Genomic DNA, 24,173 nt, shown 5'->3' with positions numbered 1-24,173 from the left:
GATGCACGCCCGCAGCTCCCGCCTCTGCTCGCCGCTCAGGAGGCGGCGAGAAGCGGGCCACGCATCCCCGGCGGCGCACTGCTGCTGCCCGGCACGGCCAACGATCCCCGCCGAGTCATCCGCAGGCGCTGAGGTCCGTTCGCCGCTGGGGTTGGCGCATGGATCGACGTCATCTAGCCTGCCGGGATGGAGGAGCCATCGCCGGTCAGCGAGCAACGTAGCCGCAACATGAGTGCGATTCGCTCCCGGGACACAGCGCCTGAACTTGCGGTCAGGTCGATCCTTCATGCCCGCGGGATGCGCTACCGGACGAACTTCCGGCCCGTGGCCGGTGTCCGACGGACCGCCGATATTGTGTTCACCCGCCGCAGGATCGCCGTGTTCATCGACGGTTGCTATTGGCACGGCTGCGCCGATCACTTCGTGATGCCCAAGTCCAACCTCGAATACTGGGTGCCGAAGATCGAAGGGAACCAGCGGCGCGACGCTCAGACCACCGCGATGCTGACAGCGGCCGGGTGGACAGTGCTCAGATTCTGGGCACATGAACCTGCGGGAAACGTCGCCGATGCGATCGAGGCGGCTGTGACGGCCGCAGTGTTCGGTGCGCCTCCGCTGGTGTCGGAGGGGTCCGGCTAATCTCTGTTGGGAGGAAGGGCGGACAGTGATAGGACTGACTTCAGTCGAGATCTGCGCGGGCGCCGGCGGACAGGCGCTCGGACTCGAACAGGCCGGGTTTGAGCATGTCGCGGCAGTCGAGATCGACAGGCACGCGTGCAACACGCTTCGCGAGAACCGTCCTGAGTGGAACGTGTTTGAGGGCGATGTCGTGCGCTGGATAAAGGATCACGCTGCCGAGTACGAAGGCGTTGATCTAGTTGCGGGAGGCGTGCCCTGCCCGCCATTCTCCAAAGCCGGGAAGCAACTCGGCGCGGCGGATGAACGTGACCTTTTTCCCGCGATGATCGATCTCGTGCGTATCACCAGGCCGAAAGCAGTGATGATCGAGAACGTGCGGGGGCTGCTCGATCCCGTCTTCGATGACTACCGCGAGAGTGTCACGGAGAAGCTCCGCGCGCTTGGGTACTCGATGCAGTGGAAGCTGCTTCAGGCATCCGACTACGGCGTCTCCCAGCTCCGTCCGCGCGTCATTGCAGTTGGTGTGCGGAAGGGCGTAGGCGGCACATTCACGTACCCAGAGCCAGCGCCCGAGAAGACGGCGACCGTCGGCGAACTGCTCCGCGATCTGATGAGTGCGGAGGGATGGGAGGGGGCGGACGCCTGGGCTGATCGTGCGGACCGCATCGCCCCGACACTCGTGGGCGGCTCGAAGAAGCATGGGGGACCGGATCTCGGGCCTACACGTGCGCGCCGCGCGTGGGCAGAACTTGGCGTGAACGGCTCGACCATCGCCGAACGGGCACCAGAACCGGGCTTCGAGGGCGATCCCCGCCTCACGGTCCGGATGGCGGCTCGCGTCCAGGGGTTCCCGGACGATTGGCAGATCACCGGCGCAAAGACTAACGCGTACCGCCAGGTGGGCAACGCATTCCCGCCGCCTGTGGCGAAAGCTGTCGGCGTCCAGATCGCAACCGCGCTGGCAGCAGCGGGCGGCGTGTCAGTCGCCGCATGAGCGCGCTGATCACTGACGAGCGAGCGGCATTCCACCAGGGCCTGATCGCGAGCGGCACCCTCGTCGTCGCACAGGTAAAGCCGAAGAACGCACCCGCGCCGTTTGACTCTGCGACGTTCGCCGACGCATCATCGCCCCTGTCGGTGCGGCTTGGGCTCGATATCGCGAGCCAGCTCGGCGTACCGCACGCCCAGGCACGCCATGTAGGGCAGTCCGCAGGTACGCAGTTTGAGCGGGCAGTGCAGTCGTTCCTCGCGAGCACGTTTCCGCGGCTCTCGACGCTCCGCCCCGGAGACTGGCAAGTGAATAACGTTGGCGGAGCGCGGAACAAGGTTCACCACCTCGCGAAGTACGATCCGTATCGCCATCTCGACGACCTCGCCAAGGCCATCGACAGAGATCCGACTCTTGCGAGCGTGCTAGGCAATTCCTACGAGATCTCGCCCGATGTGATTGTTATCCGAAACCCCGAGGCGGACGCGACGATCAATTCCGTCGATAACCTTGTGGACGGATCGGCTGCCAACCTGGCTCCGCTCCGTTCGGCGAATCAGCCCCATGGCATCGTGCACGCCGTTATCTCCTGCAAGTGGACGCTTCGGAGCGACCGTGCTCAAAATGCGCGCAGTGAGGCGCTGAACATTATTCGCAACCGGAAGGGGCGGACCCCGCACATCGCAGTCGTTACCGCTGAGCCAACTCCGTTCAGGCTGGCTTCGCTGGCACTGGGCACGGGCGATCTCGACACGGTTTACCACTTCGCGCTCCCTGAATTGCTCGCCGCGACCAAGCGGTCAGGCGACCCCGACGCGGTGCAGATGCTGGACACCCTTGTCGATGGACGGCGTCTCCGAGACATCGCCGACCTTCCGTTGGACCTCGCGGTCTGATGGTCGCGAACTGGACCTATGACGAGCTGATCCTGGCTGCCGACCTGCTCGCTCAGAACGGCTGGGTCGGTGTCCGCGCCACCAATCCGGTCGCGGTGAAGCTCTCGAATCTGCTCCGCGACGGTCAACTGCATCCCGGGGAGTCCCTGCCCGAGAACTTCCGCAGCCCGTCGAGCATCCAGCGCAAGACCTACGACATCATGACGGCAGATCCGTCCTACAGCGGCAAGCCGACGCGGCACGGTCCGTACGACGAGCAGATCGCTGTCGCGTTCCGCGAGCGGCCGGACGAGATGAAGGCACGCGCCGCCGCGATCCGCGCCGCGCTGGAGTCAGGCGAGGCCCTGCCCGGCAATAGCGATGAGTTCTGGCTGGACGACGTGACCGCCGGTGAGGGCGGCATTCTGGAGTACCTGGCTCGAAAGCGCGAGCGGGATCGGGGCATCCGCGCGGACAAGATCCGGGCCGTCCAGCTTGCCGGGGGAGCGCTGAGCTGTGAGGCGTGTGGCTTCGACTTCGGCGCGGTCTACGGCGAGCGGGGCGCTGGGTACGTGGAGGTGCACCACGTCGTGCCGTTGCACGTGTCCGGACCTACTACGACGTCGTTGAGCGACCTTGCGTTGCTCTGCGCGAACTGTCATCGCATGTGTCACCGCGGGGCGTTGATCACTCCCGTGGAAGTGCGGCAGCTTGTGGAGTCGATGCACAAAACGGCTAACGCGTAGGGAGCTGCCAATGGACGACGACAGCGCGAAGGCTGAGCAGAAGGATCTGCTGCTCTACGGCCTGGTCAAGGGCATCACGGAGCTGGGCGGGCGCTGGGGCCTGACGGTCCACGTCGGCGGCGCGACCGTCTCAGGCATCGCCATCGGATCGCGCGAGTGGTTCGACGGACTGCTGGACCTCATGGACGGGGCGGGCGAGGGCGGCGACGTTGTGGCCCATTCGCTCGCGCAGTCGTTTATGGAGCTGGGGCCTGACCGCCTGGCGGCGCTCTCCGAGGGATTCCTGCACATGCGCGACGCGTCGATTCTCGCGGGCGGGACGACACTCACGATGCCGCTGTGGCGCGGCGCGCTCTCCGAGGTCACCGGCTGGTCGTCGGGCAACATCTGAGCCGATCTGTGGGCGCACACAACGCGCACACAGACGGCACCGGACCATCGGTTCTGTGAGCGGACGAGAGAGCACGAGCAGAACGGACTCCCGCATGAAACCGCGGGAGGACGAATGAGACAGCACTAATCCGTCGCACTGGGGGTCAAGGGGTCGCAGGTTCAAATCCTGTCATCCCGACGGAAGAATCCCCGGTGAGACTAGAAATAGCTCACCGGGGATTCGTCGTTTCAGGGCACCGCACACGGATTGCGCACACAGCGGGTGGATTGCCTCAGACGCCCTCCCGCGGGCTGCTCGGGAGGCGTCACGGGCGGCGCGACGACGCGCGGCGGATCGCCCGCCGTCGTGGGCACGTCATCGAAGCCGCCGGCGAGCACGTTGCTCATCTCCCACGCCTCATCGAAGCGCTCCGCGGGAGTCCGCGCCCGGCTCACGCGCTCATCGCCGGGCCGAGCGCGGCGGCGGCATGGCCGATGCCGACTGCGCCAGCCTCGGGCCTTGACCCTCGATCGTGGACACGGTGTCGGTTCGGTTGTGGCGCGTCCGCGAGGCTAGCTGATCTCGCGGCTGCGCTGGCATCTCGTGGTTTTTCGGGCTCACGTGGCCGATCGCGGAGTGGCGCCTGCGGGTGTTGTAGCGGTTCGCCCACCGGACCACGGGCGTTCAGCTTTCGTCTGTGCTCGTTCGAAGGATCTCGACAATCTTGCCGAGCACGGTTCGCGTCTGTTCGAGTTCTTGAGGGGGGAATGCGTCGGTGATTTGTTGCTCGATTTCGTGGGCGGCTTCGTCGGCGGCGAGCGCGACGCGGTGGCCTTCGTCGGTGAGATTGAGGAGCACGATCCTGGTGTGCGAAGGCGAGTGGTCCCGGGTGACCAGTTTCTTGTTCTCGAGATTCCCGAGAATCGTGGACATTGTCTGCGGAGTGAGAGAAGCGGTACGCGCGAGTTGGGCGATGGACTGTCCGGGGAGAATGTGCAGGGCCATGAGGGTCACGTACTGAGGGACTGTTACCCCGTGGGGTCGCAATGCCTTTGTTTTCGCGCCTGTCAGCGCGTTGTCGGCCAGCTTCAAGTAGCTGCCGATTCTGTTGGCGATATGGTCCGGAACCTCCGCTACCACGTTGACCCCTTCCCCCTGCGCGGCTCCTGCTAGGACCGCTGGCGATGTCTCCTGTGGCGCGGTGCACGGAACTCCTGTTCGAGGTCGCCGCGCACCGCGCCGTCATCTACTACTGTCTCACAGGAGAGGTCTCCGGTTCCTGTGCAACTATCCGCACATCCGAGGCGGCCATACCGCTCTGGGTGCGGATTCCTGGCCACCACGCAGCCTTGCCGAGCAGGGTGAGGCATGCCGGGACGAGGAACATGCGTACGATCGTGGCGTCGAAGGCGACGCCGATCGCCAGGCCGAATCCGAACTGCTGGATGGGCACGACGCCGGTGAATGCGAATGCCCCGAAGACGACGACCATGAGGAGAGCGGCACCGGTGATGAGCGGTCCGGTCTCTCGCATACCCCTGGCGATGGCCTCCTGTGTTGTCGTTCCCGGGGTGCGCACGTATTCGCGGATGCGAGTGAGGATGAACACCTGGTAGTCGGTGGCGAGGCTCACCAGCAACGCGATGAGAAGCACGGGCACCCAGTTAATGAGGTGGCCCAGTTGCGTGAACCCGAGCGGCGAGGCGGCGATGCCGTCTTGGAAGGCCAGCACCATGATGCCGAATGTCGCGCCAACGCTGAGGATGTTCAGGGTAACGGTGAGGAGCGGGATGAGAATCGACCGGAACGTCACGATCATGAGCAGGAGGATTATCGTCAGCATGATGGCGATCACGGTGGGTAGCCATTGGGCGATGACTTCTGTGGCTTCCTCGTTGATCTGGGTCTCGCCGCCAACACTGACACTCGCCCCGTTCACGGCTTGATCGGCAACCGCGTTTCGGATGTCGAAGAGTGCTTGTCGGGCTGTTTCGCTCGTTGCTGACCCCTTCGGGAGCGCGGTGATGAGGATGCGCTGCCCATCATCGGAGAGCATCGTTCCGAGTGCGTGCTGCTCTCCGTTCGGTAGATGCTTCAGAGTGCTCTTGTCTGCAGCGGCGAGCGGCTGGTCAGGGCGGATCGCGGTGAGGGCGGTCAGTGGCTCAGCGACCGTTTCGACATGGGCGCTGTCTTCGATGGCCTCGATGAGTCCGCGTAGTTCTGCAGTGTCGAGGCTGGAGATGCCGTCGGTTCCGGCGTCGACGAGCACCTGGATCGGGGCAGTGGCTCCGACGGAGAACTGCTCTGTGATTCGTTCGAAGCCCTGCCGCACGGGCGCGTCTTCCCGAGCCACGGAGGCGTCTGCGCTGCCGACGGCGATGTGGGTTGCGGGGACGATGAGTGCTCCGAGCACAGCGACCGATGCGATGACCACGAGCCACGGGCGTCGCTGCGCGAGTCTGGTTGCAAAGTTCGGGCGTGGCTCTCGTCGGTTCTTCCGCTTGGGGAACGGGATGCGCCCCCAGCTGATTCGCGTTCCGAGCAGTCGAAGTAGTGCCGGAGTCAGGACGGTGGCCGCGAGAATGGAGACGATGACGACCACGACGACGCCGATCGCGATGGAGCGGATGACGGCGGAGTCGATGAAGAACAGTGCAGACATTGCCAAGGCGACGGTGACGCCGGACGCGATTACGGCCTCTCCCGAGGTACGCATCGTCGTTCGGAGAGCGTCGGAGACACTCTGCCCCTCTTGCAGCTCGGTTTGGAACCGGCGGACGATGAATAGCGTGTAGTCGACGCAGATGCCTAGGCCGAGCATGGTCACGGAGTTGAGCGTGAACTCCGACATGTCGAACCAGTTCGTGCCGATCCAGTTGATGATCCCCAGGGTCAGCATGATCGTGGTTCCTGTTGCGACAAGCGACGTGAGGGTGGCGGCGACACTTCGGTACAGCAGTAGCAGGACCACGATGATCAGCGGGAATGCAAGCATCTCGGCTTGCCCCAACCCTGTCATGCTTGCGGTGCTCATCTCGGTGAGGAACGCTTGGGTGCCCACCAGTTCGACGCGCAGGCCCTTCGCCTGGAAGTGGTCATCGAGCTTGCTCTGCGCTTCGAGCACTCGGCTCGCCATCGTGTCCGCATCGAGCATCGAGCCCAACTGGATGAGGGAGGTGCGCCCATCCTTCCCCAGGAACCCGTCACGACCAGAGCCCGCGGTGGCATAGCCGATGTGCGAGGATACGTCGAGCTCGAGCTCCGTATCGATGAAAGCTGCTACGTCTGCTGATCGCTGCTCGAAAACAGGGTCATCCGAGGTGTGCTCCACATCGGTGACAACTGCTGTCAGGGAAGTCAGGCCTGTTCCGACAAACCCCTCTTTGGTTCCTTCGGTGACAATCTCTGACTGTGCGCCGTGGGGTGCCCACCCCACGTCGCCGAGGGTATCTTCGATCTTTGAGGCTCCCAGAGCGCCGACGATCGTGAGCACGACCCAGAACGTGGCGATCAGAGCAGCGGCGACGCGGCCGAAACCTCGGCGGGCTGGAGACGAGGTCGAGGTAGTTTTCGACATGGTTCTAGTTGGATGCCTTTGTAGTCATGGGGAAGGAGACGTTCTCTAGCGTCGTAAAAGAGCCCGCGGCGTGTGCGGGGTCGGGCATCTCGACGCAGAGGCAGGAAATGGTGAACCCCGCTCCCGCGCAGATGAAGAGCGCGCGCCGGTCATCGATGATCGAGTCGCGTGTTTCCGTGGCTCGCATCAGCAGCGATGTCCGCGACTTGTCGCAGGGTTGCGGAGTCGATGCGCAGTTGCGTAGCCCGAACGTTCTGTTCGACATGAACCGGATTCGTAGTCCCTGGAATGGGTACAACATCGTCGCCCTGCGCGAGGAGCCATGCGAGCGCGAGCTGACCCGAGGAGGCCCCGAACGTCTGCGCGATGCGATTGATCTCCGTGGCAGCAGTGAGGTGACGGGGCAGGCTCGCGCCTCGCCAGCGGGGAAGAGTTCTGCGGATGTCGAATGTGCCCAGGCGCGCTGGATTCGATACCGTCGAGGTCAACATGCCGCGCCCGAGCGGCGCGTAGGCCGTGACCGCTACGCCGAGATCGCGAGCGGCGGGAAGCAACTCTCGCTCCAGACCGCGCTCGAACAGTGACCATTCCATTTGCACCGCCGCAAGCGGATGCACTGCATGAGCCCGTCGAAGCTGATCGCCGTCCACCTCGCTGACCCCGACCTCGCGAACCAGGCCGGCTCGGACAAGCTCGCTCATCGCCCCAATGCTCTCCTCGATCGGCACCTGAGGGTCGACGCGATGCAGGTAATACAGATCGATCCAGTCGGTCCGAAGACGGCGCAGGCTTCGTTCCACCGCTCGGCGAATGTACTTCGGGCTTCCCGTCACGCGGTAGGGAATTCCGGCGATAGCCCTGATGCCGGTCTTCGTTGCAAGCGTCACGTTGCGTCGGTCGCCACCCAAGGCCGCGCCGACGACGCGCTCGTTCGCACCCGAGCCATACATGTCGGAGGTGTCGAAGTGCGTCACGCCAAGGTCAAGGGCCCCGCCGATGACGGAACCCGCATGCCGTCGATGGCTGGCTCCGTAGCTCATGGTCAGTGGCATGCAGCCTAATCCCACTGCGGAGACGGCCAATGACCCAAGGTGGCGAGAGGCCGCGTTTTCTTCATGAAGCATAGTTCGATGATATACCAGAGCTCTGTTTAAACAAACGGAGCCGTTCTGACCTGCCGCGTCCGAGCGCATGCTCGTCCGTTCTTGAGGTTCGAGTCCGATCGAGTCAGAGGTCAAGGCTCCTACTGCCTAGGCAACCCCAAGTAGCGCTTCAAGTGAGCACGGCCTGCGGCGGCAAGACTCCGTTGCCCAACGCCGTCATATCCACGAGAGGCCAACCGCGCGCACAGATCTCCCGCACCGATCCCGACCTGTTCGACTGACTAACGGCCCACGGCGGCGTCGAGCAGCATCCTCACGAGGGTCACCGCCTCGTCCACTTCCGGCTCGCTGTCGCCGAGCAGATGCGTGTAGATCATCGCGTCCGACAGCCGGACGATCGCACGCGCGAGCAGTGCAGGGTCAGCGTCCAGCTGACCGCTCAATTCTTCCTCGAGCAGTTCGGCGATCATCCGGGAGGCACTGTCCTCCACGGGACCGCGGCCCATCACGACGCGAATGAACAGCGCAGCGTCCCGCTCGATGAGCGAGCGGACAGGCGCCGACGCCATGATCGCGTGGATGAACGCCTCGAGCGTGGTGGTGACGGCCGTCAACCCGTGCACGTCCCGCGGCCGCCTCACGCTACGGAACGTCGCCTCGGTCTGGGCGGACAGCACCGTGCCGAGCAGATCCTCGTGGTTTCCGACGCGGCGGTAGAGGGTGGCGCGTGAAAGCCCCAGGTCTGCCGCGAGTGAGGACATGTCGATCGGGCGCGCAGCCAGATAGAGCGCGGTAGCACGGTCGACGATCTCGTCATCGGTGACGCGGAGTTGGTGTTTCGGCGAGGGCACGGTACTCATTGTCGCTGTTCCCGCGGCGAAGAACGCGCACTTGGGCACCTCGTCGTTCGAGTCCGCCATGCGCCCGTTCGCCCCCAGACCGAGTCCAGATTTGCATGTCGGGCGCGACGCATTTACTCTCAAGATGTGAGACAGATGCTCAATGTGTCTCATCTGCCAATGATGTCAGGAGGACTTCCATGAGTGGAATCGAGACAGTGCGCGGGCCGATCGAAGCAGACGGCCTCGGCGCGACGCTCGTTCATGAGCACGTGTTCGTGCGTGACGAAGAGATCGAGAGCAACTATCCGGAACTGTGGGACGAGGCGAGCCGCGTCACCGATGCCGTTGCCCGTCTCAGGGCGCTCAAGGAGAAGGGAGTCGACTCGATCCTTGATCCGACCGTCATCGGCCACGGCCGGGACATCCGGCGCGTCATCGAGATCAACAGCCAGGTGGATATCAACATCGTCGCGGCGACCGGCATCTACACGTACAACGACGTGCCGCTCTTCTTCCACTTCCACGGACCGGGCACGCTGCTGGGTGGTCCCGAGGCGATGGTGGACATGTTCGTCAAAGACCTCACCGAGGGCATCGCGGGCACGGCTGTCAAGGCGGGGTTCCTGAAGTGCGCGATCGACGACACCCTCACCCCGGGGGTGGAGCGGATCTTCGCCGCCGTCGCCGAGGCCAGTCTGCAGACCGGCGCACCCATCACCGTCCACTCGAGCGCGCCGCACGGCACCGGCCTGGTCGCTCAGGAATGGTTCACTCGGGCCGGCATAGACCCGGCGAAGCTCGTGATCGGCCACTGCGGCGACACTGCCGACCTCGACTACCTGCATCGGGTGATCGACGGCGGCTCGTATCTGGGAATGGATCGGTTCGGTCTGGACATCTTCCTGCCCGACGATCAGCGCATCGCCACCGTGGCCACGCTCGTCGACGAGGGATACGCCGACCGTTTGATGCTGTCTCAGGACGCGTCCTGCCACATCGACTGGCTCCCCCCGGGGACCCGGGAGGCGGCGCTGCCCAACTGGCACTACACGCACATCCACGACGACGTGCTGCCGATGCTGCGCGAGCAGGGGGTCGGCGAACACGCGATCGCCACGATGCTCGTTGAGAACCCGCGGCGATACCTGGTAGGGGAGTGAGGGCGATGACCTCGACCGCGATCCGGCCGCTGCCGCGCAGCCCGCTCAACCCGTTCGGCCTCGAAGACACCCACGAGGACGCCGACGGCATCCGCCACTACGATGACCTGCCGGCCAGCCTGATCGACGTGCTCACGCACTGGGCCGCCGCGACCCCCGACGTCGAGGCCGTCGTCGAGCTCGGCGGCGAGAGGCTCAGCTACGCCGGGCTCCTCGACAGGGCATCTCGCGTCGCCGGCGGGCTGCTCGCCGTCGGCCTCGAGCCGGGCGACCGCGTCGCATTGCGGTATGCCGCCGGCGTGGACTGGGTGGTCGGGTTCTGGGGGACCCTGCTCGCCGGAGGCATCGCGGTGGCGGTGAACACGCGCTTCGCCGAGCCAGAGGTCGACTACGCGCTGCGGATCGCCGACGTGCGGATCGTGCTCGGACCCACAGCTCCGCTTCCTTCGGGAGAGCCTTACGTGCACGCGGGAGCCAGGCCGGATGACGTGGCCGCGATCTTCTACACGTCCGGCACGACCGGTCACCCGAAGGCGGCACCCACCACCCACCACGCGTTCCTCAGCAACGCCGAGACCATGGTGCGGGCCCTCGACATCCCGCGTGACAAGAGCGGAGACCTGCGCACCCTGATCTCCGTTCCGCTGTTCCACGTCACCGGGTGCAACTCGCAGCTGCTCACCGCGGCCTATCTGGGAGGCACGTCGGTCATCCTCCCAGGGCTCGATCTGGACGCCTTCCTCGCGGCGCTGACGTCGGAGCGGATCACGTTCATCGTCACGGTTCCGGCCGTCTACAACCTGCTCGTGCGGCGGCTCGCCAACAGCCCGGCCGACGTCAGCGGCGTGAGTCTGGTGGGATACGGCGGCGCGCCGATCGCCGCCAGCCTGGTGGAGGCGCTGCGTGCGACGTTCACGTGGGCGCGGGTGTTCAACGGCTTCGGCATGACGGAGACGGCATCGCTCATCAGCGTGCTCCCCGACCGCGACGCCGCGGAGCACGCGGACTCGATCGGCTTCCCCGTCCCGGTCATCGACATCGCGCTGGATCCCGTCGGCGGGACCGACCACGGCGAGCTGCTCGTCCGCGGCCCGAATGTGCTCGCCGGATACTGGGGCAGTGCCGATCCCGCACTGACCGACGGCTGGTTCCGCACCGGCGACGTCGTCACGGTCGACGAGGAAGGACGCATCCGGCTCGTCGACCGCGTCAAGGACCTCATCAACCGCGGCGGGGAAAACGTCGCCAGCGTCGAGGTCGAAGCCGCACTGCTCGGCACGCCCGGAGTCCTCGAAGCCGCCGTCCTCGGCGTCCCCGACGAGGTGATGGGCGAGAAGGTCGGCGCCGTGATCGTGCCCGCCGGCGACGACCTCGACGTGGAGAAGGTGCTGTCCGATCTCGGAACGCGCCTGGCGGACTACAAGGTCCCGCAGTACGTCGCGGTGCACACCGGGCCGCTGCCGCGGAACGCCGGCGGCAAGGTCCTCAAGCACCGGCTGCGGGACGGCATCCACTGGGGCCTCCCGCGTCGTTGACCCCAGTCGACCGACCACCTCGACCACCCCGACCACCCCGACCACGATAAGAGGAGGATCCATGCCGGGCGCGTTCGAAGACAAGACCGCCGTGGTGGCGGGAGCCACCCGCGGCATCGGCCGGGCCGGGATCGCTCGTCCTGCGGCGCGATCATCGATCCAAGCGTCTCGGAGTCCCGGAGGACGACGCGGGAGCCGTCTTCCTGCTCTCCGGCGAGGCCGACTGTATCACCGGGCAGACGGTGCCCATCCACGGTGGTCTGACCCTGACGCAGGGAGTGTGACATGAAGAATCCCGTCGAGGGCAAGGGCGTCGTCGTCACCGGTGCCGCACGCGGTATCGGTCGTGCACTCGCAGAGCGCCTGGCCGCGGAAGGGGCGCGCGTCGTCGTCGCCGATCTGCTCGATGACGAGGTGCGGGCCGTCGCCGATGCTGTCTCGGGGCACGCCGTCGTCGCGGATGCCGCCTCCGAGGACGGGGTGGCACAGCTCGTGAGCGCGGCTCGCGCTCAGCTGGGGCACATCGACATCTGGTTCGGCAATGCGGGCATAGAACGCGGCGTCGGCCTGGATGCGACGGAGGACGACTGGAAGGCCGTCATGGAGGTCAACGTCATGGCGCACGTCAGGGCAGCGCGCCTGCTCGTGCCGTCGTGGCTCGAAAACGGCGTGGGCCGGTTCGTCGTCACAGCCTCGGCGGCGGGGCTGCTGACAATGCTCGGTTCGGCGACGTACTCCGTCTCGAAGCACGCCGCTCTTGCGTTCGCGGAGTGGCTCTCTGCCACGTACCGTCACCGTGGACTCGTGGTGCAGGCTATCTGCCCCCAAGGCGTGCGCACCGCGATGCTCGAGCAGGCCGGTCCGCTGCAGGAGTTGCTCACTCGCGACTCCGCGCTTGCCACCGAGGACGTGGCTGAGGCCGTGTGGCAGGGGCTGCTCGATGATCGGTTCCTGATCCTGCCGCACCCCGAGGTCGCCGGCTACTACACGGCTCGCGCCTCCGACACCGACCTCTGGCTCACGCAGATGAACCGGCTGCAGCAGAGGATCGACACCGCATGAGAGGCACGACGAGCGCCACTCAGCGCCACGGTCTGCCGGGCCTTGACCTCGACCGACTGGCGCCCTGGCTGACCGAGCACGTCGGATCCGGTGCAGATCTCACTGCCCGGCGTCTGGCCGGAGGCAAGTCCAACCTCACCTCCGAGAGCAGCGACGGCGCATCGTCCTGGGTGCTGCGTCGCCCTCCGCTCGGCCATGTCCTCGCGACGGCCCACGACATGGCACGCGAGTACCGCACGATGTCGGCGCTGCATGCGACGGGCGGCCGGGCTCGCGCCCCTCGGCGCCGACCGCACGAGAGCCCTTTCGGAGCAGTTCATCGACGTGATGGCGCATCTTCACGCCATCGACCCCGCCGTGGCAGGACTCATGCTGACCTATCAGCGCATGGCCGACTGGACAGACGTCGAAACGGTGACGGATGTCGCGAACGCCCCCGGCTGGCTCACCGAGGCCGAGATCGTCGCGCGATACGAAGATGCCAGCCGACGCGACCTGACCCACTCGGCTTCTACCTCGGCCTGGCCGCATTAGAACTCGCCGGCATCATCGAAGGCATCCGCTTCCGCCACCTGCGGGGCGAGACCGTGGGAACGGGCTTCGAAGGGATCGGCGAGGCCATCCATCCCATGCTCGACGCGGGTCTGTCCGCGCTCGACCAGTAACACGAGAGAGGTCCGCCAGATGCACTTCGCACACGACGACAAGACCGAGCAGCTCATCGCGGAGGTCCGCGCCTTCGCTGACGAGTTCGTCGCACCCGCAACCGCCGCTTTCGAGGAACAGCTCGACGCCCAGGACGACCGCTGGGCGTGGGACACCGTGCCTGCGTTCGTCCAGCTCAAAGCCGAGGCTCGACGGCGCGGTCTGTGGAATCTCTTTCTCCCCGGCGAGCGCGGTGCCGGTCTGACCAATCTGCAGTATGCACCGCTTGCCGAGATGACCGGATATGCCGGTCCGCTCACCGCCGCTGCCTTCAACTGCGCGGCGCCCGACACCGGCAACATGGAGGTGCTGGCTGAGTTCGGCAACCCCGAACAGAAAAGGACGTGGCTCGACCCGCTGCTCGACGGCGCGATCCGCAGCGGCTTCGCCATGACCGAGCCCGACGTCGCCTCCTCCGATGCCACCAACATCGAGACGAGCATCGTCCGTGACGGCGATGAATACGTCATCAACGGACGCAAGTGGTGGACCACCGGCGCCATGAATCCCAACGCCGCCATCTTCATCGTGATGGGCAAGACCGACCCCTCGGCCGACCGGCATCGCCAGCAGTCGATGGTGCTCGTTCCCCGCGGCACGCCAGGCCTCACCGTAAAGCGGGCGATGGAGGTCTTCGGATACGACGATCACGAGCACGGCGGCCACGCCGAGATCGAGCTGAAAGACGTTCGCGTTCCCGTCACCAATCTCATCGGTAAGGAGGGGGCCGGCTTCGCGATCGCTCAGGCGCGCCTCGGACCCGGGCGCATCCATCACTGCATGCGCTCCATCGGCGTCGCCGAACGGGCCATCGAACTCATGTCCGAGCGCGCCGCCTCCCGCGTGGCGTTCGGCAAAGCCCTCGCAGAGCAGGGCGTCGTGCGCGAATGGATCGCGCAGTCGCGCGTGCGGATCGAGCAGCTCCGCCTGCTCGTGCTCAAGACCGCCTGGCTCATGGACACCGTCGGCAACCGGGGTGCGCACACCGAGATCCAGGCCATCAAGATCGCCACGCCCAGCACTGTCCAGTGGATCCTCGACAAAGCGATCCAGACCTACGGCGGCGCGGGCGTCTCTCAGGACTTTCCGCTTGCCCGCGACTACGCGGCCATCCGGACCCTGCGTCTTGCCGACGGCCCCGACGAAGTCCACCTTCATGCGCTCGGCCGTGCCGAGATCCGCCGAGTCGCCAGAGCGTGACGCTGGTGTCGTGCGCAAACCGCGACCGGCCCCCACCACACAACCCGGCCATCGCCTGCAACAAATGACTCTGGACTCGAGTTCGACCCGTCGAGTTGACTGTCACGATGCCGACCATGCGGCTTCTCGGTGCTCCGACCCGTCGGTTCGCCACGGCCCACGGCGACCTCGGCTAGCCGAATTGACACGTTGCTGCTGAACCGATGGGAGATGACATCGCGATGAGCGAACAAGCGATCCTTCACGATCTCGTTTCCTCCTGGGTGTCGCTGGGCCTTGAGTTCGCGGCTGGCACCCCCGGCGTGTCGGCGCTGTACATCTCCGTCTCCTCGGAAAGAGGGTCGATCTTCGCGAACGTGTGCACGCTCGAAAAGAAGGGCCTCGTCGACAGACACGTCGACCCCGCCGATGGTCGCGCCCGTCGCGTGATGGCAACTGCTGCGGGCATTGAGAAGGCGCAGGCCGCAAACAGCGCCGTCGAGGCGGCGGATGAGGGATTCTTCGGACCGCATTCGCGCCTGCCGCTGCCTCTCTTCGATCATCTCGCGCACATGGACCGCTGAGGAGCGCGGGAGCGTTGGGTCTCGCTGCCATGGCTTGTTCAACGCCTCGCCCACGGTGCGCGAGGGGACGTCCGGCTTCGGCGCCGGACAGGATCGAGCCGTTCGCCGTGTGCGCCGGCTGAGCCTGGCCGTGATCTGCTTCTGCGAGAATCCGCTTCGTCCCAGAGGCGTCGCGTCGCTTCGCATCGCCTTGCCTTGCTGGCGGACCCGCGCTTTGCGACCTAGCGTGGAGACATGACGGGAGCACAGCAGAGCGGGGCGCGCCTGGTCGAGCCGCACGCGGGTGGACTCGCGCAGCGTCTGAACTGGCTGCGAGCCGGCGTGCTGGGGGCCAACGACGGCATCGTGTCGACTGCCGCGGTCGTCGTCGGCGTCGCGGGGGCCACCGCGGCAGTGCCGCCTGTGTTTCTCGCGGGGGCTGCCGCGCTCGTGGGCGGCGCGATCTCGATGGCGCTCGGCGAGTACGTGTCGGTGTCCAGCCAGCGCGACGGCGAGAAGGCGCTCATCGAGAAGGAGCGCGGTGAGCTCAAGGTCGATCCCGACGGCGAGTTCGAAGAGCTGGTGGGGCTCTACCGGGCTCAAGGGCTGCAGCCCGACACGGCGCGGCAGGTCGCGCTCGAGTTGACCCAGCACGACGCGCTCAAGGCGCACTTGTCGATCGAGCTGAACATCAACCAGGACGATGTCGTGAGCCCCTGGCACGCGGCGCTCGCGTCGGCGCTCGCGTTCACCATCGGCGCCGTCCTGCCGATGCTGACGATCCTGCTGCTGCCGCACCCCGTGCGCATCGTGTGGACGTTCGTGGCGGTGCTGGCGGCACTGGCGGTCGCCGGGTACACGGCGGCGTGGATCGGAGGCTCGTCCCGCTGGAGGGCCGTCGTGCGCACCACGATCGGCGGCGCTCTGGCATTGGGGGCCACGTTCCTGGTGGGGTCCCTGTTCGGGACGGGGTTCGGCTGAGTCCTTCGCCTCGCCGGCGAGCCGCGATGCTCTGATGGCCGCCCCGAGGCGCGAGACTGGGGGGATGGCGACAACGAGGGTGCGGCATCGGATCGCCCGTCGCGCGACGGCGCTCGTCGCGCTCGCGCTTGTGGTGACGGCCGGTCTGAGCGTGCATGCTGTCGTTCCCGGCGGGTCCGCGAGCGACATCGCGGGGGACGCGCTGTACGCCGCGGCCGCGTACGCGGTGGCGGTCGTGATCAGGCCGCGCCTGACAGCGCTCGCTGCGGGTGCGATCGCAGCGGCGTGGTGCGTGGGGATCGAACTGCTGCAGCTCACGGGCATGCCGCTCGCATTCGGTGCGGTGTTCCCGCCCGTGCTCCTCGTGCTCGGCACCGCGTTCGACGCGCGCGATCTCGTCGTGTACGTGGTCACTGTCGGACTGCTCGTGGCAGCCGACGCGGCGATCGGCGCGTGGCGGCGCAGGATCCGGCGCTCCCGCGTCGACGAGCACGAGGCATCCGCCCCTCTCTAGTCGGGCACGATCACCAGGCGCGAGCCGCGCAGATCGGTGCGCTGCCAGGCTTCGCTGATGCGACTGAGCGGCATCGTGGTGACGTCGATGACGAGGTCGCCGGAGCGGATCCACTCCACGACCTGCGCGTACGCGGCCTGCATGCCGGTCGCCAGGTTGCGTGCGGCGCCGTAGATCTCCAGGCCCGACGTGCGCAGGGCGTCGCCGGAGAGTCGGATGCTCGATCCCGCCGACTCGCCGACGTGGACGAGGCGCGTGGGCTTGGGCATGACGAAGCTCTCGGGGGTGAGGGCTCGGGCGAGCATCTCGGTCGGCCTGCCCCACAGGTAGTCCACGACCACGTCGTAGCCGTCGCCGCGGTGCCGGCGATAGGCGTCGACGAGTTCGTCGTCGGTGACGGCGGTGCTGATGACCTCGTCGGCGCCCAGCCGCTGGAGGTCGGCGAGCGCGGCGTCGTCGCGGCCGGTGGCGACGATCCGCCCGGCCCCGAGCAGCCGCGCCACTTGGACGGCGAGCCGCCCCGCGACGCCGGTCGCGCCCTGCACGAGCACGGTCTCGCCCTCCTCCAGCCCGGCTGCGACCCGCATGCACATCGCGCTGATCGCCGACGCGAGGACGACCGCGGCGGTCGGCTCGATTCCTTCCGGGATCGGGGGCGCGTAGGCGGCCGGCACCGTGACGAACTGGGCCAGTGCTCCGTGCGGAGGCTGCAGGCCGCCGAACCCGACCAGGGTTCCGTCGGGCAGGCGCCCGACGCCGTCGAAGCACGGGATCGCGGGGAGCGCGGCCTGGAACGCCGCGGCCGTGTAGTGGGTGCCGGCGACGATCGCGCGGTCGACGTTTTCTACGGCGACGGCCTCGACGGCGATCAGCACCTCGCCTTCGCGCGGTACGGGGTCGGGCAGATCGCGAAGCTGAGGGATTCCCCCCGCTCGATCGACGACTGCTGCTTTCATCGCACACTCCTTCTCTAACGCTGTTAGAGGGCTAGTTTAGGTCGTGTCGCGCAATGCGAGGAGACGGATGCCACTGAATCGGCAGCAGGTGATCGACGAGGCCCTTCGCCTCGTAGACACGGATGGGCTCGACGCACTGAGCCTGCGAAAGCTCGCAACGCGACTCGGCGTCCAGGCGCCGACGCTGTACTGGCATGTGCAGAGCAAGGCCGAGCTGCTCGACGCGCTCGCGGACGCCATCATGGATGACGCGCTCTCGACGACCACCGTCGCGGACGCCGGCGGCCACTGGCGGGAGTGGCTGCTCTCTGCGGCCGCGCAGCTGCGGCGGGCGATGCTCGCCCATCGCGACGGCGCCCGCATCGTGTCGGCGTCACGCGACTCGCTGCGCCGCGCCGACTTCTCGGAGCGGGCGATGTCGAGGCTCGTCGCGCACGGCGTCGGTCTGCACCGCGCGCGCCTCACCGTGCTCACCATCGAGCGCTACACCGTCGGCTTCGTCCTCGAAGAGCAGAGCACGAACGCCTCCTCTGCGCAGCCGGAGCTCGACCTGGACGAGCTTCGCCGCCGGTTCCCGACGACCATCCAGGGCGTCACCGAGTACTTCGCCGCGGGCCGCACGGTCGACGACCTCTATCGCGACGGAGTGCGGCTGACCCTCGGCATCCCGCTCGACGAGGCCGGATCGGGCGCGGACGCCTGACGCCGCGCGGTCGCTCAGACGATCGCGATCCTCAGCCCGCCGGATTGGGCTTGGTCCAGACCGCGGGGCTCGTCGTGGCGGGCGGGCTCGTGTGCCCGTCGGCGAGCTTGCCGTACTGGCGCGAGCCGACCCCTGACACGATGGTGCCGTCGGCGCTGACGGCGAGCACGGCGTTGGAAGTGCCTTCGCGCTGCACGTTCAGCGCCTCGCGGTACGGGCCGAGCAGCACGGTTGAGGCCGTCGGAGCGACCAGGACGGTGCCCGCGTCGCTTCCTTCGGCGTTGCCGCCGTTGCTCTGCGGGTTGCCCCACATGAAGATGTGTCCGTCTTCTGTCAGGACGCCCCAGTTGTTGAAGCCGGTGCCGAGGTACCGAAGGGCGTTCGTGATGTTGAGGGCGATGCGGGTGGGGCGATTCGGTCCTACCTCGTTGGCGACGCCGCCGTTGCCGAGTTCGCCCGAGTCCTCCCGCCCCCAGGTGTACAGCCTGCCGTCGTCCAGAATGAGCGACATCGTCGTGAAGCCCGCGTTCACCGCTCGGACACCCGTCACAGCGGGGAAGACGCCGCCGACGGCGGCAGCGCCGGGGGCGATGGCGTAGAACCCCGGCTGATTGCCGTTGGCGACGATGTGTGCTCCCGTCGACCCCTCGACGGCGGACGTGCCGGCCCCGCTGAAGCCCGCACCGAGTTCGCCGTCGGTGTTGCGGCCCCAGGTGTAGACGCGGCCGTCCTCGGTCACGGCGATGCCGGAGTGGTAGCCGAAGGACACCTGCCGGACGTGTTCGACATTCAGCTTCAACGGTGTGCTGCTGAAGGTGGCACCGTTGGTGTAGCCGGCTGCGCCGTTGAAGTTCTCGCCCCACGCCCACACATTGCCGCTCCTGGTGACGGCCCCGGCGACGTTACGGTAGGCGGCGAGCGAGGCGACCGGTTCGGGAATCGGCACGGTGACGATCGTCAAGCTGATGGCCTGGTTGCCCTGACCCAGCGATCCGTATGTCCCTTGGCCGACGGCATGAACAGTCCCGTCGCTGTCGAGGAAGAACGAGTTGTACGCGCCGGCGGCGATGTCGACGATCTGCCTCCCCGACAGCGCGGTGACCTTCTGGGCGGTCGTGCGGATCGTCGTGTCGCCGAGTCCCAGTTGTCCGGAGGTGTTGTATCCCCAGCTGTACACGGTGCCGTCCGCGGCAAGCGCGAGCACGTGATCGGATCCGCCGGCGAGCTTGACGATCTCGACGTCGTCAATGGGCACCGCGCCGACGACGAGATCCAGTCGCGCGTATTCGGCGTCGGCATAGGCGGCGTTCGTCAGGGGAACGAGGACCGCCGCGCTCAACAGAGCCGCGCCGAGCGCCCCGATCGCCGCCGAGACGGCGACGCTCAGGCGTACCCTGAAGGTTGTCGGGTTGCTCATGGGCGCACGAGGTCGCCGGGTGATCCGCCGGGCGCGTCGGCGGATCCGTGCTGGGGAGCGACCGCACCGTCCTGCTCGGCCTGAAAGGCGGCGACCATCTCGTCTGCCTCGCGCCGGGTCAGTCCGTGGTTCGTCTCGCCGTCTGGGGTGCGAACACTCACCCGGTGTCCTCGGCCCCAGAAGCAGAGCACGAGGACCCCGACCAGCAGGAGGCCGCAGACGAGCGGGTACTCCTTGACCCAGGCCACCGCGTAGCCCACGAGAGGGATGTGCGTGCGATAAAGACGGGCCGACTCGATGACATACGGCTCGACGTCCGCGAGTTCGTTCGCATCGCCCTTGAGAACGACGGCGTAGCCCGTGCCGGAGCGCTCGATGGAGTGAATGCGATGAGTCACGACGCTGGCGTCGCTGGTCCGCGGCACCTGGATGATGTCCCCGACGTGCAACTGCGAGGCGGGGACCTCCCGAGTCACCACGATCGCGCCGACGGGGAGCGCGGGCTCCATCGACCCCGAGACCACCAGGGCGGGCTGCAGACCCAAGACGAGGAAGACGGCGATGACCACGATCGATGCGGCCCCGACGACGGCGACGGCGATGCAGAGGGTGTCCTGCAGGCGACGTATGACGGGCATTGCGGGATCCTTTGCGCGCACGGTTGGCCTATGGAGCACACGATGGCGGCCGGACCACGCCCGAGGGCGCGGTCCGGCCGCCATCGATCAGGTTGCGGCTGCGACGGTCGAGACGCCGTCGATGGCGGCCAGCAGATTCGCGCGCAGCCCCTGCAGCGCGGCGTTCTGGGTCGCGGAGCCCTGATCGGGAAGCGACACGGTGATCGTATAGGTCACCACGCTGCCGGGTGCGATGACCGGCTGGGACAGCGCGACTCCCGTCGAGAGCGCCGAATAACTGAGGCTAGCGAAGGTCGACTGGCCGTCCGAGACGGTGAAGCGCAGAGCGTCGCGCAGTGCGGTGTCGGTCGCGGTCGAGTCTTCAAGGAGCCGGAACTTGAGGAGCTGCGCATTGCGCGCGCTGGTGTCCTCATTGCGCACGTACAGCGTCGCAGTCACGTTCGTTGCCGCGTCGCCGGGCACGAGGGCGTCGGCGCCGGCGATGGCCAAGTCGATGGGAGCTTGAACGTCTATCGGCAGGTTGTCGGGCTGTCCGGGGGTGCTGGGGGAGGTCGTGTCGACCCAGGCGTTGCCGTCGGCACTGATCTGGATGTTCCATGCCGCGACTGCGTAGCCGTCGCCTGAGCCGTTGAGGGCCGCGTACTCCGCGTCGGTGAACGAGGCCATGGTCACGCCGATGAGTGCCATGGCGCCCAGAGCCCCGATCCCCAGGAATGCGGCGGCGCGTCGGCGCCGACGCGGCTCCTCTATGATGACGGGGCTGGTCTGCGTGGTGTTGTCGGGCATTGCTTCACGCTCTCTCGCAACGGAACCACCGGGTCGGTGGGTTGCGTCTGATGACGCCTCCCCAGGATTCACCTGGTGAGCCGTAGAGCGCGCCTCTCAGTGCGGGGCTTGGGTGGCGCCCCGCACCGGATTAAGAGCGGATGCGCCGCCCTCAGTGTGGATTCGCTATGTCAGCGAGTGCAGCGCGGCGGCGAGGTCATGCCTGTCCTGAACGCCGAGCTTGCGAAAGACCCGATACAGGTGGCTCTCGACCGTGCGGACGCTGAGCTGGAGGCGGCCGGCGATCTCGCCGTTGGTGAGCCCTGCGACTGCCAACTCCGCGACCTGACGCTCGCGGCCGGTGAGCAGAGCTCGGCTTGTGAGCGCCGCGGTGTAGCGGGGATATTCGCCCCCCAGCTGGGTGGCGAGGGTGCAGGCGCGGCGTATCTCGACGTTGGCGCGCTCGGGGTCGCGGTCGGCGAGGTCGGTGGCGGCGGCGACCTGCAGGGAGAGCGCCAATCCGGCAAAGCCCCTGCGTCGCAGTCTGCTCGCGCTGGCCAGCCGCGCATACGGATCGGAGGCGACGGTCGCAGCGGCGAAATCGGCGAGCATCGCAGCAAGACCGTCGGGTTCGGCATCCTCGGCCCAGCGCACCATCGCTTCCGCGCGCTGGGGGACGGCGTCGAGCTTGATCGACTGGACGCCGGCCAGCAGCGCGGTGATCAGATAGCGCCGCTCGTACGCGTCTTCTGCGGCGGTCCAGAGCGCGTCGGCCGCGGCCGACGGATCGCCGCCGCCGGCGACCTCGGCGTGGGCCCGGGCCTGGGCGGCGAGCATCCCCGGGTGCGGCCCGAGGTGCAGCCCCAGCGCCTCGGCCTGATCGGCCAGGGAGCGCGCGGTGGCCGGCTGGCCGAGGCGGGCGGCGAAGCGCGTGGCGGAGACGATGATGCCGAGCTGGAACGGCAGGAAGCAAAGGGGCGCGAACCCCAAGGAAAGCAGCGGCAAGAGGTGGTCGCGCAGCCGCGCGTCATCGCCGCGCAGGGAGTGCACGAGCGCGATGACGTAGCCATGCCCGGTCAGCAGCGCGAGGTCGAGGCGGGCGAGCGCGTCGTCGTAGTTCCGGCGCGCGGCCGCCTCGGCGCCGTCGAGGTCGCCTGCGACCGCGAGTGCGACGGCGTGGAAGACGCTTACCCGCGTCGCCACGCGCGCCGCGTCGGTTCGCACGAGGTCGAGCTCGGCGATCGCGGCACGTGGGCGGCCGATCGCGATGAGCTCTTGGGCGCGCGTCAGTCGAACCTCGTCGAGCACGAGCGGGCTGACGATGGCTTGGGGGAGCGGATGGGGTGCGGCGGGGGCGCCGGTGAACTGCAGCCGGATCTGTGCGCGACGCGCTTCGAGAGCGGGTGCCCACGCTCCGGCGAGCGGCAGCTGCGCGTCGAGCAACTCGGAGGCCTTGTCGGGGTCGAGCGCGCCGAGCGCCCACAGCAGCGCGCGCGCCGCCGTGAGCCTGACGCGATCCTGAGGAGTCGTTCCCCGCATCGCCTCGGCGAGGACGGCGTCGATCGCCTCGACGTCAGCGCCTTGCACCATCAGCAGGGTCACGTACTCCAGCGCGGATTTCGCGTCGCGGTCCCGCTCGAGCGCGGCGCGGCGGTCGAGGGTCTCGCTGAGGAGCTTCTCGTGAACGAGGCGGTTCAGCACTGCTTCGGCGGCCGCTCGGTTTTCGAGATCGTGCGGATCGCCGCCGCTGCTGGTCATGAAGGCGCCCCGGTCCCGGATCGACGTGAGAGGTGCGGCCGCGCGGTGCAGGTCGGGCAGCTGGCGACCGAGCTCACCGGAGGTGAACTCGGACCTTGCGAGCGCCTCGTTGATCTCGTCGAGGATTCGCAACCGACGTGCGCCGGCCCGTTCGTTGCGCAGGTGCTCGGCCAGCAGCGGGGGGTAGACGCTCATCGACACCTGGTCTGCGCCGGTGAGGAACGTCAGCAGTCCGCGATCGTCGAGCTCTTCCAGCTCTGACCAGCCGACGAGGCTTTTCGCGACCGAGACGTCGATCGCGCCGACGAGCGAGAGCTTGATCAGCCCGCTGAGCGTTTCGGGGCCCAAGCCCTGCAGGAAGGGCTCGACGGCGAAGGCGAGCCGGGGCGACCACAGCCGCGTTCCTGCACTCCACACGCCGTTGTCCTGGGTGAGCAGCCCCTCATGCACGCCGATGTCGGCGATCGCGTGGACCAGACCAGGAAGCCCGCCGCCGCGTGAGTGGATGCGGGCGACCGTGTCGGTGGACACCGAACCGTGGTCGCAGATCTCTTGCACGATCTCGTACGAGGCGTCGAATCCGAGCGGCGGCATGACCAGCCGCACTCCGGGCCGCACGATCGCATCGAGCGACATGTCCTGCGCCGCCCGCGCCGTCGACGCCGACGACAGCAAGGGAATGGAGCGGCCGTCGAGCGCGGTTCCCACCGCGCTGATCGAGGCGGCGTCGAGCAGATCGCAGTCGTCGATGGCGACCACGCACCGCGGGCCGTTGAGGGCCGCCTGCAGCCCCGTGATCGCCTGTGTCAGTGCCGTGGTCTGGCGCGCGGCCGGTTGCCCCAGCAGCCCCGCGAAGGCGATCACCTCGAGCGGCCGATCCGACAGCGCCGCAATGCCGCGCAATCGCACGACGGTCCAGCCGACCGCCTCGAGGGAAGCGGCAATTTGAGTCAGAGCCGCCGTGCGGCCAGAGCCGGGCAACCCGCGCACGTTCACACTCGTTCCGGCGCGCAGATACTCGAGCGCGTCGGTGCTCAGCCGACTCCGAGAGAACGACTCCACGGTGCCAACCTATCCCGTGCCTTGCCCGCAGT

At 67.4% G+C, this 24,173-nt stretch carries 24 protein-coding genes; 14 read left to right on the top strand and 10 right to left on the bottom strand.

What is annotated here, in order from left to right; all coding sequences use genetic code 11:
- The first annotated feature begins 186 nt into the window (after nt 1–186).
- Genes AB1K54_RS10455 through AB1K54_RS10435 form a run of 5 tightly spaced genes read left to right on the top strand, consistent with a single transcriptional unit; the run spans nt 187 to nt 3,639 of the window.
- Nucleotides 187–639, top strand: coding sequence for a very short patch repair endonuclease (locus AB1K54_RS10455; protein WP_371202686.1), 453 nt, complete (start codon nt 187–189; stop codon nt 637–639).
- Between the two features lie 25 nt (nt 640–664).
- Nucleotides 665–1,633: a DNA cytosine methyltransferase gene (locus AB1K54_RS10450; protein WP_371202685.1), complete on the top strand. Its 969-nt coding sequence runs from the start codon at nt 665–667 to the stop codon at nt 1,631–1,633.
- Nucleotides 1,630–2,523 carry an NgoMIV family type II restriction endonuclease gene (locus AB1K54_RS10445; protein WP_371202684.1) on the top strand — a complete coding sequence of 298 codons (894 nt, stop codon included), beginning with the start codon at nt 1,630–1,632 and terminating at the stop codon, nt 2,521–2,523. The genes AB1K54_RS10450 and AB1K54_RS10445 overlap by 4 nt, the downstream gene beginning before the upstream one ends.
- Nucleotides 2,523–3,248 carry an HNH endonuclease gene (locus tag AB1K54_RS10440; protein ID WP_371202683.1) on the top strand — a complete coding sequence of 242 codons (726 nt, stop codon included), beginning with the start codon at nt 2,523–2,525 and terminating at the stop codon, nt 3,246–3,248. The genes AB1K54_RS10445 and AB1K54_RS10440 overlap by 1 nt, the downstream gene beginning before the upstream one ends.
- A 10-nt stretch (nt 3,249–3,258) precedes the next feature.
- The gene (locus tag AB1K54_RS10435) at nt 3,259–3,639 is read left to right on the top strand and encodes a hypothetical protein (protein ID WP_371202682.1); all 381 of its coding nucleotides are present in this window, start codon (nt 3,259–3,261) and stop codon (nt 3,637–3,639) included.
- Between the two features lie 230 nt (nt 3,640–3,869).
- Here AB1K54_RS10435 and AB1K54_RS10430 read toward each other — a convergent pair whose 3' ends face one another.
- From AB1K54_RS10430 to AB1K54_RS10410, 5 genes are all read right to left on the bottom strand, one after another.
- Nucleotides 3,870–4,028 (bottom strand): hypothetical protein, encoded by a 159-nt coding sequence (locus tag AB1K54_RS10430; RefSeq protein WP_371202681.1) that lies wholly within the window; start codon nt 4,026–4,028, stop codon nt 3,870–3,872.
- A 277-nt stretch (nt 4,029–4,305) separates the two neighbouring features.
- Nucleotides 4,306–4,761: a MarR family winged helix-turn-helix transcriptional regulator gene (locus AB1K54_RS10425; protein ID WP_371202680.1), complete on the bottom strand. Its 456-nt coding sequence runs from the start codon at nt 4,759–4,761 to the stop codon at nt 4,306–4,308.
- A 109-nt stretch (nt 4,762–4,870) separates the two neighbouring features.
- Nucleotides 4,871–7,198 carry an MMPL family transporter gene (locus AB1K54_RS10420; RefSeq protein WP_371202679.1) on the bottom strand — a complete coding sequence of 776 codons (2,328 nt, stop codon included), beginning with the start codon at nt 7,196–7,198 and terminating at the stop codon, nt 4,871–4,873.
- Between the two features lie 149 nt (nt 7,199–7,347).
- A complete protein-coding gene (locus AB1K54_RS10415) occupies nt 7,348–8,322 on the bottom strand; it encodes an aldo/keto reductase (RefSeq protein ID WP_371202678.1) in 975 nt (324 codons plus the stop codon).
- A gap of 260 nt (nt 8,323–8,582) precedes the next feature.
- Nucleotides 8,583–9,221, bottom strand: a complete 639-nt coding sequence (locus AB1K54_RS10410) for a TetR/AcrR family transcriptional regulator (protein ID WP_371202677.1) — start codon at nt 9,219–9,221, stop codon at nt 8,583–8,585.
- 35 nt (nt 9,222–9,256) lie between these two features.
- On the opposite strand from AB1K54_RS10410, the gene AB1K54_RS10405 reads away from it, so the two are divergent.
- From AB1K54_RS10405 to AB1K54_RS10370, 8 genes are all read left to right on the top strand, one after another.
- The gene (locus AB1K54_RS10405; protein WP_371202676.1) at nt 9,257–10,303 is read left to right on the top strand and encodes a phosphotriesterase; all 1,047 of its coding nucleotides are present in this window, start codon (nt 9,257–9,259) and stop codon (nt 10,301–10,303) included.
- Nucleotides 10,304–10,308: 5 nt separating this feature from the next.
- The gene (locus AB1K54_RS10400; RefSeq protein ID WP_371202675.1) at nt 10,309–11,838 is read left to right on the top strand and encodes a class I adenylate-forming enzyme family protein; all 1,530 of its coding nucleotides are present in this window, start codon (nt 10,309–10,311) and stop codon (nt 11,836–11,838) included.
- 285 nt (nt 11,839–12,123) lie between these two features.
- The gene (locus AB1K54_RS10395) at nt 12,124–12,900 is read left to right on the top strand and encodes an SDR family NAD(P)-dependent oxidoreductase (protein ID WP_371202674.1); all 777 of its coding nucleotides are present in this window, start codon (nt 12,124–12,126) and stop codon (nt 12,898–12,900) included.
- Entirely contained in the window at nt 12,897–13,565 is a 669-nt protein-coding gene (locus tag AB1K54_RS10390; protein ID WP_371202673.1) for a phosphotransferase, read from the top strand. The genes AB1K54_RS10395 and AB1K54_RS10390 overlap by 4 nt, the downstream gene beginning before the upstream one ends.
- Before the next feature lie 19 nt (nt 13,566–13,584).
- On the top strand, nt 13,585–14,805 hold the full coding sequence (locus tag AB1K54_RS10385; RefSeq protein ID WP_371202672.1) for an acyl-CoA dehydrogenase family protein: 1,221 nt from the start codon (nt 13,585–13,587) through the stop codon (nt 14,803–14,805).
- Nucleotides 14,806–15,008: 203 nt separating this feature from the next.
- Entirely contained in the window at nt 15,009–15,368 is a 360-nt protein-coding gene (locus AB1K54_RS10380) for a MarR family winged helix-turn-helix transcriptional regulator (protein WP_371202671.1), read from the top strand.
- A 234-nt stretch (nt 15,369–15,602) separates the two neighbouring features.
- Nucleotides 15,603–16,328: a VIT family protein gene (locus AB1K54_RS10375; RefSeq protein WP_371202670.1), complete on the top strand. Its 726-nt coding sequence runs from the start codon at nt 15,603–15,605 to the stop codon at nt 16,326–16,328.
- A gap of 64 nt (nt 16,329–16,392) precedes the next feature.
- Nucleotides 16,393–16,842 (top strand): DUF2809 domain-containing protein, encoded by a 450-nt coding sequence (locus AB1K54_RS10370; RefSeq protein WP_371202669.1) that lies wholly within the window; start codon nt 16,393–16,395, stop codon nt 16,840–16,842.
- Here AB1K54_RS10370 and AB1K54_RS10365 read toward each other — a convergent pair.
- Nucleotides 16,839–17,798: a zinc-binding alcohol dehydrogenase family protein gene (locus AB1K54_RS10365; RefSeq protein WP_371202668.1), complete on the bottom strand. Its 960-nt coding sequence runs from the start codon at nt 17,796–17,798 to the stop codon at nt 16,839–16,841. The two genes, AB1K54_RS10370 and AB1K54_RS10365, sit on opposite strands and share 4 nt — an antisense overlap.
- A 67-nt stretch (nt 17,799–17,865) precedes the next feature.
- Here AB1K54_RS10365 and AB1K54_RS10360 point away from each other — a divergent pair, with 67 nt between their 5' ends.
- The gene (locus AB1K54_RS10360) at nt 17,866–18,501 is read left to right on the top strand and encodes a TetR/AcrR family transcriptional regulator C-terminal domain-containing protein (RefSeq protein ID WP_371202667.1); all 636 of its coding nucleotides are present in this window, start codon (nt 17,866–17,868) and stop codon (nt 18,499–18,501) included.
- Nucleotides 18,502–18,532: 31 nt separating this feature from the next.
- Here AB1K54_RS10360 and AB1K54_RS10355 read toward each other — a convergent pair whose 3' ends face one another.
- From AB1K54_RS10355 to AB1K54_RS10340, 4 genes are all read right to left on the bottom strand, one after another.
- Nucleotides 18,533–19,918 (bottom strand): RCC1 domain-containing protein, encoded by a 1,386-nt coding sequence (locus tag AB1K54_RS10355; protein ID WP_371202666.1) that lies wholly within the window; start codon nt 19,916–19,918, stop codon nt 18,533–18,535.
- Entirely contained in the window at nt 19,915–20,556 is a 642-nt protein-coding gene (locus tag AB1K54_RS10350) for a signal peptidase I (RefSeq protein ID WP_371202665.1), read from the bottom strand. Before AB1K54_RS10350 ends, AB1K54_RS10355 begins: the two co-directional genes overlap by 4 nt.
- An 87-nt stretch (nt 20,557–20,643) precedes the next feature.
- Nucleotides 20,644–21,342, bottom strand: coding sequence for a hypothetical protein (locus AB1K54_RS10345; protein WP_371202664.1), 699 nt, complete (start codon nt 21,340–21,342; stop codon nt 20,644–20,646).
- A gap of 165 nt (nt 21,343–21,507) precedes the next feature.
- A complete protein-coding gene (locus AB1K54_RS10340; protein ID WP_371202663.1) occupies nt 21,508–24,141 on the bottom strand; it encodes a LuxR C-terminal-related transcriptional regulator in 2,634 nt (877 codons plus the stop codon).
- Nucleotides 24,142–24,173: the final 32 nt, after the last annotated feature.

Source organism: Microbacterium sp. BWT-B31, assembly GCF_041379855.1.
Classification (GTDB): domain Bacteria; phylum Actinomycetota; class Actinomycetes; order Actinomycetales; family Microbacteriaceae; genus Microbacterium.
Note: the sequence above shows the minus strand (reverse complement) of the source record. Positions and strands in the feature narration are given on the sequence as shown.